The sequence below is a fragment of the Paucibacter sp. M5-1 genome, assembly GCF_027498415.2.
Classification (GTDB): domain Bacteria; phylum Pseudomonadota; class Gammaproteobacteria; order Burkholderiales; family Burkholderiaceae_C; genus Roseateles_E.
On record NZ_JAPZLM020000001.1, the window covers coordinates 343846 to 360006 of the forward strand.

The following is a 16161-nucleotide window of genomic DNA, read 5'->3' on the forward strand; positions in this document are numbered from 1 at the left end:
TGATGCCCTTCGTCAATCAATATTTCTCTCACTCCCACCACGCAAGGTCCGCCATGAGTCAGGTACAGCCCTTGTCGATTTGCATGCTCTCGGACGATTTCCTGCCCGGAGCAACCGGGGTCGGGACGCATTTACAGGCCGTCGCGGGTCATCTCAGTCGGCGCGGCCACCGCATCAGCATCATCACCTCACGTCGGCCCGGTGAGCCGGAGCAGGAAGTCTGGCGCGGCGTACAGGTCTATCGCGTGCCGACGCTCAAGTTGTTCGGTTTCTATCAGGCTCTGCCTTCGGGTGCCGAGATCGAGCGCCTGCTGCGCAAGATACGACCCGATGTGGTCCACCATCACTATCTGGGGGTGATGCTGCTGCGAGCGCTGAAGGTCTGCAAGCGGCTGGGGCTGAAGCAGGTCTACACCTATCACATGACCGAGGATCATCTGACCCAGCCGCTGCCGATGCGGCCATTCCGACGCCTCATTGTTCGAAAGATCGTCTCGATCTGCAACCGCGTCGATCTGCTGATCTCGGTGTCCAAGAACCTGGCTGAGCAACTGCCGGCCAAAGGCATACACACACCGGTGCATTTCATCAGCAACCCGGTCGACTTTGCGGATCCGCAGTCGGTCGAGCCGATGGTCAGGGAGGCCGGTTTCGTGGTGATGTTTGCCGGGCGCTTGAATCCGGAAAAGAACATCCCCTTCTTGCTGCGCAGTTTCGCGCTCATGCTGAAGCGGGTGACGGATGCTCAGTTGCTGATCGCCGGGGCGGGTGCCGATCTTGATGCGCTTCAGCGGCAATGTGTTGCCTTAGGGATTCAAGAGCGCGTCAAGTTCCTGGGCTTTCTGAACCATGACCTGCTGGCCCGCTATTACGCGGCTTGTGATGTGTTTGTGCTGCCGTCTTGGGTCGAGACTCAAGGCCTTGTGGCGATGGAGGCCATGTGGTTTGCCAAGCCGATTGTGGTTGCTCGCAGCGTGGTCTCCGCGACCGAGTTGGTCGATGAAGGTGTCAACGGTTTTCTGGTCGAGCCGGAGAACGACCAGGAACTTGCCGATCGCCTGGTGCAGTTGTCCGCCGATGCCGGCCTCAGAGCCGCGCTAGGCGCTGCGGGTAGACGCAAGTCGACGCAGTACGAGGCCGAGTCGGTGGTTGACTTGATGGAGTCAAGCTATAGAGAGGTGGCCGTCACAGCGAACTGATTGCTGGACCTGCCCGAGACGGCGGGGCGAGCCCATCCTGAAATGAATGACAACAAAAAAGGGCGCCGAGGCGCCCTTTGTGCTTATCGGTGAGAACCGATCAGCTTTGCACGCTACGACGGCGGCGGGCGCAGCCCAGACCGAACAGAGCAGCACCGACCAGTGCCAGCGATGCCGGTTCCGGAACGGTCTTGATCAGGTCGAGCTCCAAGTCGATCTTGGTCGTGCTGCCGCTGAAGTTGATGACGGTCTGCAGGGCACCGACATTGCTCAGATCAGCGCCACCACCGGCAGAGATGCGGATCGCGCCGCTCGGCAGCACGGCATTGGGGCCGACGAAATCGGCAAACGAGATCGCGCCCTGATCCGGCACGCCGCCATTGACAGCAGTCGATTGCAAGATCAGCTTCGTCCACTGAGTGGCGCTGGTGTAGACCTCGATGGTGAAGTCAAAGCCCAGATCCGACTCAAGCACGTCAATCTTGAAGGCATTGGCGGTCGCTGCCAGATTCAGTCCACCCAAACCCGTGTGGTTCAGTTGGCCTTCGAAGCCAGCCTTGGTCGACGCGGTTGCGCCGATGTCACCCAGCACGCTGCCATCCCAGCGAACGTAGGCTTGGCCGTGAGTGCCTGCAGCGGTGCTGTAGCTCAGCACGCCACCGTTGGCCGAGGCTTGGATGCCGGCGCCGGTGTTGTCAGAAGCGACAGAGCCATTCTTGATGACAAAAATGTCTCGCTGACCGCCGATGATGCTGGCGGCCGGGCCGGAAACACGGCTGTAGACGCCGTTGGCATCGGTCACATTGTCCAGCAGGACGCCGGTAGCAAGGGTACCTTGATTGACAGAGAAGTCATCAATCACAACACCAGCGTGGGCAACATGACCGGCCAGGGTCAGTGCGGCTGCCAGTGCAACTTTGCGCAGAATCGTCATATCCATCTCCTTATCGAAAAGCTGCTCGAAGGGGCAGCCCACCCGTGCATTCTTTAAGCAGAGATCGTGCCACTGATGTTTTTATTAGCTAGATCAATCACTTAGGGGGCGGGTGTGGGAGTTGATTGGCCTGAGAGGATTGTCTGTGTAAATTATTCCGACAATGCTTGCCGACCCGGTGTCCCTTGGTGCTGATGCAGCATCGCAGCCCCCATCAATATCAGCGCGATGCCTGCGGCTCGGGACGGGCTGATATGTTCGGCGAAAACTGTTGCCCCGATCGCAACGGTCACCAGATTGGCGAGCGCAAGTTGCACCGGCACGATCAGGGAAGCGCGCCCCCGTTGGAACGCTGCTTGAAGCAGTATCAAGCCTGCGATGTTGAAAACCACGACGCCGAGTAGCAAAGGGTTGGTCAACGTCTGCAGTGAAAGCGAGCTGTCTCCAGTCTGATTCTGGGCGGTCAGCGCTTCGGTCAGCGCCGCGCCCATGCCAAAAGCCAAGCCGACGACAATGGCCAAGGGAAGCTCTCGCTGGCTGGACCGCCGGCCTAGATAAAGAATGATGCCGCCACCGATGGTCAGTAGGGCTGCAGCGATCAACAGGCTGGTGACGTCGGGTGCGATCAAGGGCTTGGCCTCGGCCTGCCAGGACAGTGCCAATGCGCCCGCCACCGTCAGTGCCAGACCCAGCCACTCCGCCCGGTTCATTCGCTCCTTCAGGAACACAACTGCCATCAAGACCAGCAGCACATCGCCGGCCGACATCAGTGGTTGAACCAGTGATATTTCGCCCAAGGCGGTTGCCTGGACAAAAAGCACCCAGCCGATGATCGTGCTGGCCAGGCCCAGCAGCCAACGCCAGTCCGTCAGCAGCGATGCGGCAACACTGCGCCAGGAGGCATGTCCGATCTTGGGTTGGTGCTCGGCGGAAAGCTTCCATAGAAAGTAGCCCAGCTGAATAAAGAGCGTCGCCAGCAAGGTGGTGATCACCACGATCATGATGGGGCTCCCGCCTGGGTGTTGATGATCAACTCCTCCAGGGGTCTGCGAAGCGAGCGCGAGCTGGGAGTCGGGCCAGCGCCGACCCGGCCCATATAGACCGCTGCTTGGGCTAAATCGGCGCCGATCAGCCGTTCAAGGCGAGACTTGACATCGATCGCTGCCGCCATCGCTCCACTGGTGCTGGAGAAGGGGCGCTGCTCTCGGGCATATCTTGCGAAGACGAGTGGTGTCACCTCCGGCTGCAGTTGCAGTTGCAGCTCCGTGGCTTTCAACCAGAAGCGCTGCATGGCCCGCCCGGCTTCGACGTAGTCATCGACGGTCTTGGGTTGCTCGGGCGCGTACAGCACAAAGTGGGCCGCGCAGGCCAGGCTGGGGGCGAAGTCCATCTGCAGCCGAGGCGCCCAGGTGCCGGCGAGGAATCGGTTAAAAAATTGCACCCGATCCCAGCTCTTCATCACGAAACGCATCAAGCGGGTCGTGGCCGCATCGACGCCCAAGGCCTGGTCGGGGACCTTGGTGGCGCTGAACTGGCAATCCCAGTCGATGATGTCGCAATGCACCCGGTAGGCTTCGGGCGTGGTCAGGCGCAGCCGGGCCGAGCGGAACATCAGCAGGGCGGTCTGTAGCCGGGCGGCAAAGCCCTCCAGCCAATGAATCTGATAGCCGGCCGGCAGGCAGTCCTGCAACTGCTGTTTCTCAGCCTTGCTCAGCGCGCGGGTGCTCAGTGGTCGGCGCTGCACGCTGCGGCGTTCGATCTGCTCGATCAGGGCGTCTCGCCTCACGCTTGGGTCGACGTGCAAGTGCAGATCGAAAGTCGGCGTCGACTCCGGCAGCCTGGTCCGCCGGCTAGTCTCCAGGCCCAGGCCGTGGGCGCTCGCGGCGATTGCAGCGGTTTCAAGCAGGGCGCCCAGCGAAATCTGGCTTGGATGCCCGTCGAGGTCATAGACGCAGTGCTCGTGCGTATCGAAGCCGTGCACAACAATATGCTCGGGCGAGATGATCTCGAAGCGCCAGGGCTGGGTGTTGTCGCCGCTGGGTGCCCAACGGGCGAGGTCCAGAATCTGCAGAACTTGCTCTCGAGTCGGCATGATGCGGTGTTTCAGAATAGGTTGCTCATGGTATACAAAGACCCCCCAGAAAAGCTGCTCAAGGCGGGCTTGGGTCTGCCGCAGTCGTGTTTGGATTTACAGGTGCTGGCGAACTGCCGATGATGAGGCTGCCGCGCCACTGAAGGCCGGAAGAAAAGAGGTGCACTTGGAGCCGACATTGACATTTGATTATGAGCGCGCCTTTTCGCGAAATATCGGCTGGGTCTCCGTTGCGGAGCAGGCGCGGCTGCGTCAGGCGCGGGTGGCTATAGCCGGGCTGGGTGGGGTTGGCGGGGCTCATCTGCTGACCTTGGCGCGTTTGGGGCTGAGCAAGTTCAATATTGCCGACTTCGATGATTTCGAGGTCCACAATTTCAACCGCCAAGTTGGCGCCACGATGTCGACTTTGGGGCGTCCCAAGGCGCAAGTGCTCGCCGAAATGGTCAAGGACATCAATCCCGAGGCCGATGTGCGGGTGTATCCAGCCGGCGTCACTGCCGAGAATATTGGCGAATTCCTGGCCGATGTTGACGTCTATGTGGATGGCATCGATGTTTTTGCCATCGAGGCACGGCGCAGCCTGTTCCAGTTGTGTCACGAGCGCAAGATCCCGGCGTTGACGGCGGCACCGTTGGGCATGGGTGTTTCCTTGCTGTATTTCAAGCCAGGGGGGCTGAGTTTCGAGAATTACTTTCGGCTCGAAGGGCATACCAAGCAGGAGCAATACGCGCGATTCATCGCCGGACTGTCGCCAGCCATGTTGCAGCGCTCCTATCTGGTGGTGCCCGAGGCGGTGAATTTCGTCGAGAAGCGCGGGCCGTCCACCATGATGGCCTGCGATCTGTGCGCCGGCATGATGGGAACTTCGGTGCTGAAGGTCTTGCTGGGGCGCGGCGCTCTGCGTGCGGCGCCGTGGTCGCTGCAGTTTGATGGGTATCGCCAGAAGCTGAGCTATGCCTGGCGCCCCCTGGGCAACGCAAATCCGCTGCAGCAATTGCTGCTGAGCTTTATCCGTCCGGTGTTGCGAGGGCGCAGCAAATAAGCCGAGTCGCTTGCGGCGCGTGGCCCGTTTTGGCCCTGTGGCGGGCAGTTTGGCGGTGCACGCCCCTACTCGGGGGATAGCCTTGTCGCTGGGGCTGAGGTGCAATCGCGGCCTGTGAACCGGGTGCTCGGTGAGGCAGGTGCCAAGGGTGTCAACTAGTGGGCATCTGCCATGGCGGCTTGGTCCGTATTCCCAGGTTTGTTTGCCTTACTGCTGTGGCATGATCCATTGCGCTGGGGCCTCGCAGGCATCGGTATTCAGTCCGAACATGTCATGCCCTTGGATGCTGTACGGGTCCACACAAGACCAACTGATTTTTGAGAGGACTTGCCTTGAATACTCGCATTGCTTCCACTTCGCGCGGACTCGGTCTGGCTTTGCTGGTGGCGGCCGCTGGCCTGGTTGCCGGTTGTGCCAGCAACAGCTCCAAGTATCCGGCAGCGCCTGTTTCTGCTGCGACCCAGGACTACAGCTACATCGTCGGTGCTGGTGACAATCTCAATATCATTGTCTGGCGCAACCCCGAATTGTCGATGTCGGTGCCTGTGCGCCCCGATGGCAAGATCTCGACGCCGCTGGTCGATGAAATGGTGGCGCAGGGCAAGAATTCTGTGGAAATCGCCCGCGATATCGAAAAGCAACTCGGCCGCTATGTGCGTGATCCGGTCGTGACGGTGATCGTGACAGGCTTTGTCGGCCCCTTCAGCGAACAGATCCGCGTGCTCGGCGAGGCCGCGAAGCCGCAATTCCTGCCCTACAAGCAAAAGATGACTCTGCTGGACGTGATGATCGCGGTCGGTGGCTTGACCGACTTTGCCGCCGGCAATCAAGCGACGATCTTGCGTTCATCCGAGGGCAACAAGCAGTACTCGGTTCGCTTGACCGATCTGATCAAGCGTGGCGAGGTGTCGGCCAATGTGGAAATGCGGCCCGGCGACATCCTGATCATTCCGCAAAGCCTGTTCTGAATCCAGACCGGGTTTCGAGCCCCCTGGCGACCTGAGTTCAGGGGTTTCTTGTCTATTGCCAGCGTGCCTTGCTTGTCTGCAGGCGAATCTAGATGGATTTATTGATAGCCCAGATTCTTTCCATTGCGCGCAGCATGTGGAAGTACCGCTGGCCCGGCGTCCTGGTGGCCTGGGTGACCGGGGCCGTGTGTGCGACGGTCGTGTTCATGATGCCGGATCGTTATCAGGCCAGCGCCCGGATCTATGTGGACACGCAGTCGATTCTGAAGCCCCTGATGTCGGGCCTGGCCGTGCAGCCCAATGTCGAGCAGCAGGTCGTGATGCTCAGTCGTACCTTGATCAGTCGACCGAATGTCGAGAAGCTGGTTCGCATGGCCGATCTCGACCTGAAGAATCAATCCAAAGCCCAGCAGGAAGCGACGATCGAGACCGTGACCAAGTCGCTGTCGATCGGCAGCACGGCACGCGACAACCTCTACACCCTGTCTTATCGTGACGAGGATCCCGAGACGGCCAAGCGGGTGGTTCAGTCCCTGGTGTCGATCTTCGTCGAGTCCAGCCTCGGCGCCAGCCGCAAGGACACAGCGACCGCCGCGACCTTCATCAACGAGCAGATCAAGAACTACGAGGCCAAGCTCGAAGAGGCCGAAGGGCGTCTGAAGGAATTCCGCTTGCGCAACCTGCAGACCATGTCCAGCGATGGTCGCGATTCGGCCTCGCGATTGACCGAGATGAGTGCCCAGCTCGAGCGTGCCAAGCTGGAGTTGCGCGAGGCCGAGAATGCCCGCGATGCGACCAAGCAGCAGATCGATGGCGAGCGCTCGCGCGGTGCCAACACGACGACGCAGAGCCTGCTGCAGGAGTCGGCTCTGAATGTGGCTACGCCGGAAATCGATTCCCGCCTGGAGGTGCAGCGTCGCAATCTGGATTCTCTGCTGCAGCGCTATACAGACCAGCACCCTGACATCATCAGCACGCGCAAGCTGATTGCGGATCTTGAGGAACAGAAGAAGCTTGAGATGGCGAGTCTGCGCAAGGCGGCGATGGCCGCGCCTCCGGGGATCGGTGCGGGATCGAGCCTGGTGCAGCAAGAGCTTGGCCGCATGCTGGCCACTACCGAAGTTCAGGTGGCCTCCTTGCGTGCCCGTGTCGCGGAGTACACCAGCCGTTATGGGCAGGCGCTGGCCGCGCTGAAAACCGCACCCCAACTAGAGGCCGAAGCCGCACAGCTGAATCGCGATTACGCGATTCACAAGAAGAATTATGAGGATCTGGTGTCGCGGCGCGAGTCGGCGGCGATGTCAGGTGAACTCGATGTGGCATCGGGTGTCGCGGACTTCCGTCTGATCGACCCGCCGAGGGCTTCGTCCAAGCCGGTGGCTCCGAATCGCTTGCTGTTGCTGGGCGGTGCCTTGGCTGTGGCGCTGGCGGCCGGTTTGTTCACCGCATTTGCCGCGAGCCAGCTGCGCCCCGTGTTTCACGATGGCAATCAGCTGCGCCTGCGCACCGAGTTGCCGGTGCTGGGCGTGGTGTCGCGGCTGGCGACCGATGTCGAGCGTCGCAGGGAGCGTATCGATCTGCTGCGCTTCGGTGCAGCGTCGGGTGGTTTGGTGGGTGTTTTTGCCCTCGGTTTGGTGGTCATGGCGCTGCTGATCAGCAGACAGGCGGGTTGAATGAGTAGTCTCATCGAACAGGCGGCGCAGCGCCTAGAGCAACTGCGCAATGCCGGCGTCATGTTGCCCGGCGATACGCTGAACAAGGGTGCCGAGCCCCAGCCTTCGCCGCAGCCGCGTGTGGTGACGAGTCCGGCGGGCGTCGAAGAGTCGACGCATCTGCAGCAGTCCAAGAAGGTGGATCTGGATCTCAATGCCTTGGCCGCACAGGGTCTGCTCACGCCCAATGCGCCCCGCACCCATATCGCCGACCAGTACCGCGTCATCAAGCGACCGCTGATCAAGAATGCGATGGGCAAGGGTGCGACCACGCTGAATCACGCCAATCTGATCATGGTGACCAGCGCCTTGGCCGGGGAGGGCAAGAGCTTCACCTCGCTGAATCTGGCGATGAGCATTGCCGCCGAGATGGACAACACGGTCATGCTGGTCGATGCCGACGTGGCTCGACCCTCGGTCCTGCGCATGCTCGGTCTGCCGCAAGGACCGGGGCTGCTGGACGTGCTGGAAGACCAGGTCGATATGGCCAGCGTCCTGCTCCGCACCAATGTCGACAAGCTGACCATTTTGCCCAGCGGCACGCCGCACGCGCGTGCGACCGAACTGCTGGCGAGCGATGCGATGAGTCAGTTGCTCGAGGACATGGCCAAGCGTTACCCGGACCGCATCATCATCTTTGATTCGCCACCCCTGTTGCTGACCACCGAATCGCGCGTGCTGGCCTCCCATATGGGGCAGATCGTCGTCGTGGTGCATGCCGACAAGACACCGCAAAGCGCGGTTCAGCAAGCCGTTGCAACCATCGAGTCCTGCCCGGTCAAGATGCTGTTGCTGAATCAGGCGCGCTCCAATGCGGCTGGCAGCTATGGCTATGGGTATGGCTACGGGTATGGCTATGGCTACGGGCACGACAATGCAATTCAGAAGGCTTGAGTCCGGGCTTGGCAAGCGTCGTGCGGCATGCGTGGCCCAATGCGTCTTTGTTCCGGTGCTGTGGCTCGGCGCTCTGCAGGCAACGGCGCAAAGCGCTGCGCCCGCATCCAAGTTGCTGGTGCAGCCTCGCATCAGCCTGTCCAGCACGCTGACGGACAATCTGCGGCTTCGAGATGAGGGCAAGGATGCCGCCCTGATCACGACGATCTCACCCGGCCTCAGTATCAGCAGCGGCACGGGTCGTGTGCGTGGGTCGCTGGACTATTCGCTCAACGGCGTGATCTATACCAAGAGCGAGGCCTCGGGCCAGGTGCAGAACAAACTGGCCGCGAAGCTCAGCGTCGAGGCGATCGACAACTGGTTCTATGTCGACGCCCAGGCCAGTGTCGGCCAGCAAGCCGTGTCCGCCTTCGGTACTCAATCCACCGACCCCACACTGCGCAGCGGCAACAGCTCCGAGGTCGCCAGACTCAATGTCTCGCCCTACATCCGGGGCCAGTTAGCGGGCATCGCCGGCTACCAGGTGAGTGCCAATCTGCTGGAGAGTCGAGCCAAGGATTCATTGGCCGGGGATGCCAGCAGTCGCTCACTGTCCATGCAGCTCAATGGTTTGAGCGCGGGCAGTCTGCTGAACTGGTCGGCCTCCTTGAGCGATCAGCTCTCGCAGGCGCGCGGCGGGCGTGAGGTGGAAACCCAGTCTGCGACAGCCACCCTGGTGGTCAGGCCCGATGTCGACTGGAACTTCGGCGTGACCGGCGGGGCCGAACGTCAGAACTTCGAGAGTCTGGCCAAGCAAAGCAGCACCATCTACGGCGTCAACGCGGGCTGGACACCGACCGTGCGCACCAAGCTGGCGGCGGAATGGACTCACCGCAGGTATGGCAATTCACACAGCCTGACCTTCGAGCACCGCATGGCCCGCTCGGTCTGGCGCCTCACCGACTCCCAGTCGGTCAACACCGGCGGCTTGCAGGGGCAGGCCAATGTGCTGAGCAACTACGAGCTGTTCTACATCCAGTTCTCCTCCATCGAGCCCGATCCCGTGCGGCGTGATCTGCTGGTCCGCAGCTTTTTGCGCAATCTTGGTCTGGATCCGAACGCACTGCCGACCGGTGGCTTTCTGGGCGGCGGGGCCAGCCTGACCCGCAGCCAGGCCTTGTCGCTGTCCGTTCAAGGCGGGCCCAGGACCACGCTGACCATGACTCTGAGCCAGACCAAGAGCCGCAATCTCGACCAGGACTCGCCCGCCAATGGCGACCTGTCCCGGACCGGCCTCGTGAACCAGCGCATGATGTCGGTGAGCCTGGCACACCGCCTGACGCCGAACTCGTCGGCCAATATTCTGTTTTCCCAGCAACGCAGCCGCGGCGCGGCCAGCGGGCAGCAAACCGATATGAAGTCACTGACCGCCAACTGGAACGGCAAACTTGGCGTGCGCACCAATGTCCAGTTCGGCCTGCGCCACACCCGTTTCGACAGTCCGTCTCAGCCTTACCGCGAGAGTGCGGCAACCGCCACCCTTGTTCAGCAGTTCTAGCCCATGTATGAAGCTTTTTTCGGGCTGAGCAGCAAGCCGTTCCAACTCAGCCCCGACCCCAATTTCTACTTCGGTAGCAAGCAGCACCGGCGTGCCAAGGCCTATCTGGACTATGGCGTGCTCCGCAATGACGGCTTCATCGTCATCACCGGCGAGATCGGTGCCGGCAAGACCACCTTGCTGCGCGGCCTGCTGGACAGTCTGAACCGCAGCAATGTCGTGATCGGCAACCTGGTCACGACCCAGCTCGATGCCGAGGATACCTTGCGCATGGTCGGTGCGGCCTTCGGCGTGAGGGTCAAAGACCTGCCCAAGTCCGAGCTGTTGATGACCCTGGAGGCCTTCTTCGTCAATCAGACCAGCCAGGGCAAGCGCTGCCTGCTGATCGTCGACGAGGCGCAGAACCTGACGGCGCGAGCCGTCGAGGAACTGCGCATGCTGTCCAACTTTCAGTTCGGCAACCAGTCTTTGCTGCAGACCTTTCTGGTCGGCCAGCCCGAGTTTCGCAACATCCTGCAGCGCCCCGAGATGGAGCAGTTCCGCCAGCGTGTCGCGGCCACCTGCCATATCGGACCGCTCGACGAGGACGAGACCCAGCGCTATATCGAGCACCGCCTCAAATGCGCCGGCAGCAGCGGCAAACCCAGTTTCGAGCTCGATGTCTTCCCGCTGATCTACAAGTCCAGCCAGGGCATACCGCGGCGCATCAACTCGCTGTGCGATCGCCTGCTGTTGCTGGGCTTCATGGGTGGCAAGACCCATCTGCAGGTGGCCGATGTCAACGAGGTGCTGCGCGATCTGGCCCAGGAGAGCGAGACACCGCTGAAGGCCAGCCATCACAATGGGGTCGCTGCCGGGGCGCCGCTGGATGTGGACCTGAGCCGGCTCAAGTTGGGCGATCTCAGCGGCCTGTCCGGCGAGATCGCGGCGCTGAATCAGGACCAGCAGTCCGAGCGGCTGCAGCGCCTGGAGAGCAGCCTGATCAGGCTGGAGCGCATCAATCTGCAGACCCTGGGTCTGCTACAGAAACTGGTGGAGGCGGTGCGTCCCGCCGGCGCAGCAGCAGCAGCCAGCGCACCGACCGCCGTGCCGACCGAGACCAAGCAATGACAGACGCAGTGACACTGGCCCCCGTGATGTGCGTGGTGGGCGCGCGGCCCAACTTCATGAAGATGGCGCCCATCCTGCGCGCACTGGCTGCCCATCAGCCGCCGATTCCGGCCCTGCTGGTGCATACCGGCCAGCATTACGACACCGATATGAGCAAGAAGCTCTTTGTCGACCTGGGCCTGCCGCAGCCGGACCTGAATCTCGAGGTCGGCTCCGGCAGCCACGCGCTGCAGACGGCCGAGGTGATGCGCCGCTTCGAGCCGGCGCTGGATGAGCACAAGCCCTCCTGCGTGCTGGTGGTCGGCGATGTCAATTCGACCCTGGCCTGTACCCTGGTGGCCGTCAAGAAAGGGGTGCCGGTGGCCCATGTCGAGGCCGGCCTGCGCAGCTACGACCGCAAGATGCCCGAGGAGATCAACCGCCTGCTGACCGACCAGGTGGCCGACCGCCTCTACACCACCGAGCGCAGCGCCGCCGACAATCTGGCCCGCGAGGGCATCGCGCTGGAGCGGGTCTGTTTCGCCGGCAATGTGATGATCGACTCGCTGGAGGCCAGCCGGCCGCTGGCGCGCGCGCCAGCGCAAACCTTGCGCGATCACGGTCTGGATACGGCCCTGGTGTCCGGGGCTTACGGCGTTGTCACGCTGCACCGCCCGTCGAATGTCGATGACGCCGCGACCCTGAAGCACCTGCTGGGCCTGCTGGCCCAGGTCGCGCAAGACCTGCCCCTGGTGTTCGCGCTGCACCCGCGCACCCGCAGCAATATCGAGCGCTTCGGCCTGCAGGCCATGCTGGACCCTTCCCGCGTGGCCCTGCTGCCGCCCCAGGGCTATCTGGAGATGCTGGGCCTGATGGCCGGCGCCGCCATCGTGCTGACCGACTCCGGCGGCCTGCAGGAAGAGACCACGGCTCTGGGCGTGCCCTGCCTGACTCTGCGCGAGAACACCGAGCGTCCGATCACGGTGGAGCAGGGCACCAACACCCTGATCGGGTTGGACGGCGAAGCGCTGCTGCGTGGCGTGGCCGAGGTGCTGGCCGGCCACGGCAAGCGCGGCCGTGTGCCCGAATACTGGGACGGCCATGCCGCCGAGCGCATCGCCGCCGATTTGTGGCAATGGCTCAAACCTTGACGAGAGCAGCCCTATGTTGATGCCCAGCCGCCAGCCGCGCAATGCGATGACCATCGACGTGGAAGACTACTTCCAGGTCTCGGCCTTCGCGCCCTATATTGCCCGCAGCGACTGGGACGCGCGCGAATGCCGGGTCGAGCGCAATGTCGAGCGCATCCTGGCCCTGCTGGAGGCCAGCGACACCCATGCCACCTTCTTCACGCTGGGTTGGGTGGCGCAGCGCTATCCGGCGCTGGTGCGTCGCATCGTCGCCGGCGGCCATGAACTGGCCAGCCACGGCTACGGCCATGAGCGTGCCAGCGATCTGAGCCCGGAGGCCTTTCGCAGCGACATCACGCGCGCCAAGGCCCTGCTCGAAGACATCGGCGGCAGCCCGGTGCTGGGCTACCGCGCGCCGAGCTTCTCGATCGGCAAGGGCAATCTCTGGGCCTTCGATGAGTTGCTGGCCGCCGGCTATCGCTACAGCTCCAGCGTCTACCCGATCCAGCACGACCACTACGGCATGCCCGATTCGCCGCGCTTTGCCTATCCGGTGCGCGAGGGCTTGCTGGAGGTGCCGGTGACGACCCTGCGCCTGGGCGGCAAGAACCTGCCTTCCAGCGGCGGTGGCTATTTTCGGCTGCTGCCTTACGCGCTGTCGCGCTGGCTAATAGCCCAGGTCAACCGGGTCGACCAGCAGTCGGCGGTGTTCTATTTCCACCCCTGGGAGATCGATGTCGACCAGCCGCGCGTGGCCGGCATCGACGCCAAGACGCGCTTTCGGCACTACGTCAACATCCCCCGCACCGAGGCCCGCATCGCGCGGCTGTTGCAGGACTTTGCCTGGGGCCGGATGGACGAGATCTTTCTGGGTCAGACCGCGGCGACCCATCGATGAGCGGCCCGGTCACGATCCGACGCCTGCATGCAGGCGATGGCCCGGCCGTGTCGGCCTGGGATGCCTTTGTGCTGGCCTGCCCGCAGGCGAGCTTCTTCCACCGCGCCGGCTGGCAGCGCCTGGTCGGCGAGATCTTCGGCCACCGCTGCTTCTTTCTCTATGCCGAGCGCGACGGCCGCATCGAGGGCGTGCTGCCGCTGGCCCAGGTCAAGAGCCTGCTGTTCGGCCATGCGCTGGTGAGCCTGCCCTTTGGCGTCTATGGCGGCGTGGCCGCCGAGACTGAAGCTGCGGCCCAGGCGCTGGAGGACGAGGCCCAGCGCATTGCCAAGGAACTCGGCGCCGATCATCTGGAGCTGCGCCATGTGCAGCCCCGCCACAGCGACTGGCCGCGCCAGGATCTCTATGTGACCTTTCGCAAGGAGATCCTGCCCGAGGAGGAGGCCAATATGCTGGCCATCCCGCGCAAGCAGCGCGCGATGGTGCGCAAAGGCATCAAGAACGGGCTGCAAAGCCATCTCGATGCCGACGCCGGCCGTTTCTTTGCGCTGTATGCCGACAATGTGCACCGCCATGGCACACCGGCCATGCCCAGGCGCTATTTCGAGGCCTTGCTGCGCGAGTTCGGCAGCGACTGCGAGGTGCTGACGGTCACCGATGCCCAGGGCACCCCCCTCAGTTCGGTGGTGAGCTTTTATTTCCGTGATGAAGTGCTGCCCTACTATGCCGGCGATGCCGAGGCGGCGCGCGAGCTGGCCGCCAATGACTTCAAATACTGGGAACTGATGCGGCTGGCCTGTGCGCGCGGACTGAAGGTCTTCGACTATGGCCGCAGCAAGCAGGGCACCGGCTCCTACGCCTTCAAGAAGAACTGGGGCTTCGAGCCGACGCCGCTGACCTACGAATACTGCCTCTACAAGCGCGACACCGTGCCTCAGAACAACCCGTCCAACGCCAAGTACCAGCTCTTGATCAAGACCTGGCGCCGCATGCCCTTGGCCTGGGCGAACTGGTTGGGTCCTTTCATCGTTCGCAATCTTGGCTGAGGAGGCGACGATGTCCGTGCTGCACCGGTCGAGATTCGCATGAGCAGCGTGGCTCCGCAATTGTCCGCCCCATCGCTGCCGCAGGCCTGGCGTGTGGCGCTGCCGCTGTTCGCGCTGCTGCTCCTGCTTCTGCTGCTGCTGTTTCGCGAGACCGGTCTGGCGATGGTGGGCATCTGGCAGCGCTCGGACACATTCGCCCATGCCTTTGTCGTGCCGCCGATTTCGCTGTGGCTGATCTGGCGCCAGCGCGAGGCCCTGGCCCGGCTTGGTCCGCAGCCCAGTTTCTGGTTTGCCATCCCCTTTCTGGCGGCCGCTCTGGCCTGGCTGCTGGGCGATCTGGTCGCGGTCAATGCGCTGACCCAGCTGGCCCTGGTCGCCATGCTGGTGCTCAGCGTGCCTCTGGTGCTGGGTCACCGGGTCGCCTGGCAGATCGCCTTTCCGCTGGCTTTCCTGTTCTTTGCCGTGCCGATCGGCGAGTTCATGATGCCCGCGCTGATGGAGGCGACGGCCGACTTCACCGTGGCCGCGCTGCGCGCGAGCGGTGTGCCGGTCTACCGCGAAGGCCTGCAATTCGTGATCCCCTCGGGCAACTGGTCGGTGGTCGAGGCCTGCAGCGGCCTGCGCTATCTGATGGCCTCGGGCATGGTGGGCACCTTGTTCGCCTACCTGAACTACAACTCGCTGCGCCGGCGCCTGGTCTTCATCGCCTTTGCCTTTGCATTGCCGCTGCTGGCGAACTGGCTGCGCGCCTACATCATCGTGATGCTGGGCCATCTGTCCGACAACGCGATCGCCACCGGCGCCGACCATCTGGTCTATGGCTGGGTGTTCTTCGGCATCATCATGCTGGCCATGTTCATGATTGGTGCGCGCTGGGCCGAGCCGCTGGAGTCCGTCGCGCTGCCGACGGTGCCGGCCCGGCCGGGCTCACAAGCCGTCTGGGTGGGCGCGCTGCTGGCTCTGCTGATTGCGCTGCTGCCGCTGTCGGCATTGACGCTGCTGCCCGGCGGCAGTGCCGGGCGCGCGCCGGCGCTGACAGCGCCCCAGCTGCAGGCCTGGGCCGAAAACCAGACCGGCCTGCCGGACTGGACGCCGATTTACCGCAAGCCGGCGGCCGAGCTGCAGGCGGCCTATATCGGGCAGGCTCAGCAGCCGGTCGGGCTGCATATCGCCTACTACCGCGGCCAGACCTATGACAGCAAGCTGGTCAGTTCCTTGAATCAGCTGGTGCGATCCGAGGACAAGCAATGGACGCGCATGGGCAGCCAGGGGCAGGCCTTGAGTCTGGACGGCCAGGACCTGCGGCTGCGCGGCACCGAGCTGCGCTCGGCCGGAACCCGGCTGCTGGTCTGGCAGTTCTACTGGATCGACGGCCGCCTGACGGCCAGTGATGTGCGGGCCAAGCTGTATGGCGCCTGGCAGCGCCTGAGCGGGCGGGGCGATGACGCCGCGGCGGTCATCGTCTACACGGTCAAAGACACGGACAATGCGGCATCGGCGCAAGCGCTGCTGCAGAACTTTTTGCAGCAGAACTGGGGCGCCATCGAGGCGCAGCTGCAGCAAGCGAAGAAAGACGCGGCGCGCTGACAGCCGCCGCATAGGCATCTGGGATGAACAAGGAAC

14 protein-coding genes are annotated in these 16161 nt (G+C 63.0%); 11 read left to right on the forward strand and 3 right to left on the reverse strand.

Features of this window, described 5'->3' with window-relative positions; translation table 11 throughout:
- Positions 1–2 precede the first annotated feature (2 nt).
- Entirely contained in the window at positions 3–1199 is a 1197-nt protein-coding gene (locus O5M90_RS01620; protein WP_269841680.1) for a glycosyltransferase, read from the forward strand.
- Positions 1200–1299: 100 nt separating this feature from the next.
- Here O5M90_RS01620 and O5M90_RS01625 read toward each other — a convergent pair whose 3' ends face one another.
- The 3 genes from O5M90_RS01625 to O5M90_RS01635 form a co-directional block, all read right to left on the reverse strand.
- A complete protein-coding gene (locus O5M90_RS01625) occupies positions 1300–2133 on the reverse strand; it encodes a PEP-CTERM sorting domain-containing protein (protein WP_171018081.1) in 834 nt (277 codons plus the stop codon).
- Positions 2134–2285: 152 nt separating this feature from the next.
- Positions 2286–3134: an EamA family transporter gene (locus O5M90_RS01630; protein ID WP_137940698.1), complete on the reverse strand. Its 849-nt coding sequence runs from the start codon at positions 3132–3134 to the stop codon at positions 2286–2288.
- Positions 3131–4225 carry a nitroreductase family protein gene (locus O5M90_RS01635; protein ID WP_269841679.1) on the reverse strand — a complete coding sequence of 365 codons (1095 nt, stop codon included), beginning with the start codon at positions 4223–4225 and terminating at the stop codon, positions 3131–3133. The genes O5M90_RS01630 and O5M90_RS01635 overlap by 4 nt, the downstream gene beginning before the upstream one ends.
- A gap of 166 nt (positions 4226–4391) precedes the next feature.
- On the opposite strand from O5M90_RS01635, the gene O5M90_RS01640 reads away from it, so the two are divergent.
- From O5M90_RS01640 to xrtA, 10 genes are all read left to right on the forward strand, one after another.
- The gene (locus O5M90_RS01640; RefSeq protein WP_269841678.1) at positions 4392–5267 is read left to right on the forward strand and encodes a ThiF family adenylyltransferase; all 876 of its coding nucleotides are present in this window, start codon (positions 4392–4394) and stop codon (positions 5265–5267) included.
- A gap of 377 nt (positions 5268–5644) precedes the next feature.
- Positions 5645–6235, forward strand: coding sequence for an XrtA/PEP-CTERM system exopolysaccharide export protein (locus O5M90_RS01645; protein ID WP_440402505.1), 591 nt, complete (start codon positions 5645–5647; stop codon positions 6233–6235).
- A 92-nt stretch (positions 6236–6327) separates the two neighbouring features.
- Entirely contained in the window at positions 6328–7908 is a 1581-nt protein-coding gene (locus tag O5M90_RS01650; protein WP_262968158.1) for an XrtA system polysaccharide chain length determinant, read from the forward strand.
- Positions 7909–8841: an XrtA-associated tyrosine autokinase gene (locus O5M90_RS01655; RefSeq protein ID WP_269841677.1), complete on the forward strand. Its 933-nt coding sequence runs from the start codon at positions 7909–7911 to the stop codon at positions 8839–8841.
- Complete coding sequence (locus O5M90_RS01660; RefSeq protein ID WP_269841676.1) at positions 8759–10378, forward strand: TIGR03016 family PEP-CTERM system-associated outer membrane protein; 1620 nt, start codon at positions 8759–8761, stop codon at positions 10376–10378. Before O5M90_RS01655 ends, O5M90_RS01660 begins: the two co-directional genes overlap by 83 nt.
- 3 nt (positions 10379–10381) lie before the next feature.
- Positions 10382–11488, forward strand: a complete 1107-nt coding sequence (locus O5M90_RS01665; RefSeq protein WP_269841675.1) for an XrtA/PEP-CTERM system-associated ATPase — start codon at positions 10382–10384, stop codon at positions 11486–11488.
- Complete coding sequence (wecB, locus tag O5M90_RS01670; RefSeq protein WP_269841674.1) at positions 11485–12618, forward strand: non-hydrolyzing UDP-N-acetylglucosamine 2-epimerase; 1134 nt, start codon at positions 11485–11487, stop codon at positions 12616–12618. Before O5M90_RS01665 ends, wecB begins: the two co-directional genes overlap by 4 nt.
- Positions 12619–12637: 19 nt before the next feature.
- Complete coding sequence (locus tag O5M90_RS01675; RefSeq protein WP_440402506.1) at positions 12638–13495, forward strand: XrtA system polysaccharide deacetylase; 858 nt, start codon at positions 12638–12640, stop codon at positions 13493–13495.
- Positions 13492–14538 carry a FemAB family XrtA/PEP-CTERM system-associated protein gene (locus tag O5M90_RS01680; protein ID WP_262973057.1) on the forward strand — a complete coding sequence of 349 codons (1047 nt, stop codon included), beginning with the start codon at positions 13492–13494 and terminating at the stop codon, positions 14536–14538. Before O5M90_RS01675 ends, O5M90_RS01680 begins: the two co-directional genes overlap by 4 nt.
- A 39-nt stretch (positions 14539–14577) precedes the next feature.
- Entirely contained in the window at positions 14578–16125 is a 1548-nt protein-coding gene (gene xrtA, locus O5M90_RS01685; protein ID WP_269841671.1) for an exosortase A, read from the forward strand.
- Positions 16126–16161 lie beyond the last annotated feature (36 nt).

Bases quoted from the DNA above. Each gene is read 5' to 3' on its own strand.
- O5M90_RS01620 (WP_269841680.1), top strand. From the start codon at position 3: ATGCCCTTCGTCAATCAATATTTCTCTCACTCCCACCACGCAAGGTCC.
- O5M90_RS01625 (WP_171018081.1), bottom strand. From the start codon at position 2,133: ATGACGATTCTGCGCAAAGTTGCACTGGCAGCCGCACTGACCCTGGCC.
- O5M90_RS01630 (WP_137940698.1), bottom strand. From the start codon at position 3,134: ATGATCGTGGTGATCACCACCTTGCTGGCGACGCTCTTTATTCAGCTG.
- O5M90_RS01635 (WP_269841679.1), bottom strand. From the start codon at position 4,225: ATGCCGACTCGAGAGCAAGTTCTGCAGATTCTGGACCTCGCCCGTTGG.
- O5M90_RS01650 (WP_262968158.1), top strand. From the start codon at position 6,328: ATGGATTTATTGATAGCCCAGATTCTTTCCATTGCGCGCAGCATGTGG.
- O5M90_RS01655 (WP_269841677.1), top strand. From the start codon at position 7,909: ATGAGTAGTCTCATCGAACAGGCGGCGCAGCGCCTAGAGCAACTGCGC.
- O5M90_RS01660 (WP_269841676.1), top strand. From the start codon at position 8,759: ATGCGGCTGGCAGCTATGGCTATGGGTATGGCTACGGGTATGGCTATG.
- O5M90_RS01665 (WP_269841675.1), top strand. From the start codon at position 10,382: ATGTATGAAGCTTTTTTCGGGCTGAGCAGCAAGCCGTTCCAACTCAGC.
- wecB (WP_269841674.1), top strand. From the start codon at position 11,485: ATGACAGACGCAGTGACACTGGCCCCCGTGATGTGCGTGGTGGGCGCG.
- O5M90_RS01675 (WP_440402506.1), top strand. From the start codon at position 12,638: ATGCCCAGCCGCCAGCCGCGCAATGCGATGACCATCGACGTGGAAGAC.
- O5M90_RS01680 (WP_262973057.1), top strand. From the start codon at position 13,492: ATGAGCGGCCCGGTCACGATCCGACGCCTGCATGCAGGCGATGGCCCG.
- xrtA (WP_269841671.1), top strand. From the start codon at position 14,578: ATGAGCAGCGTGGCTCCGCAATTGTCCGCCCCATCGCTGCCGCAGGCC.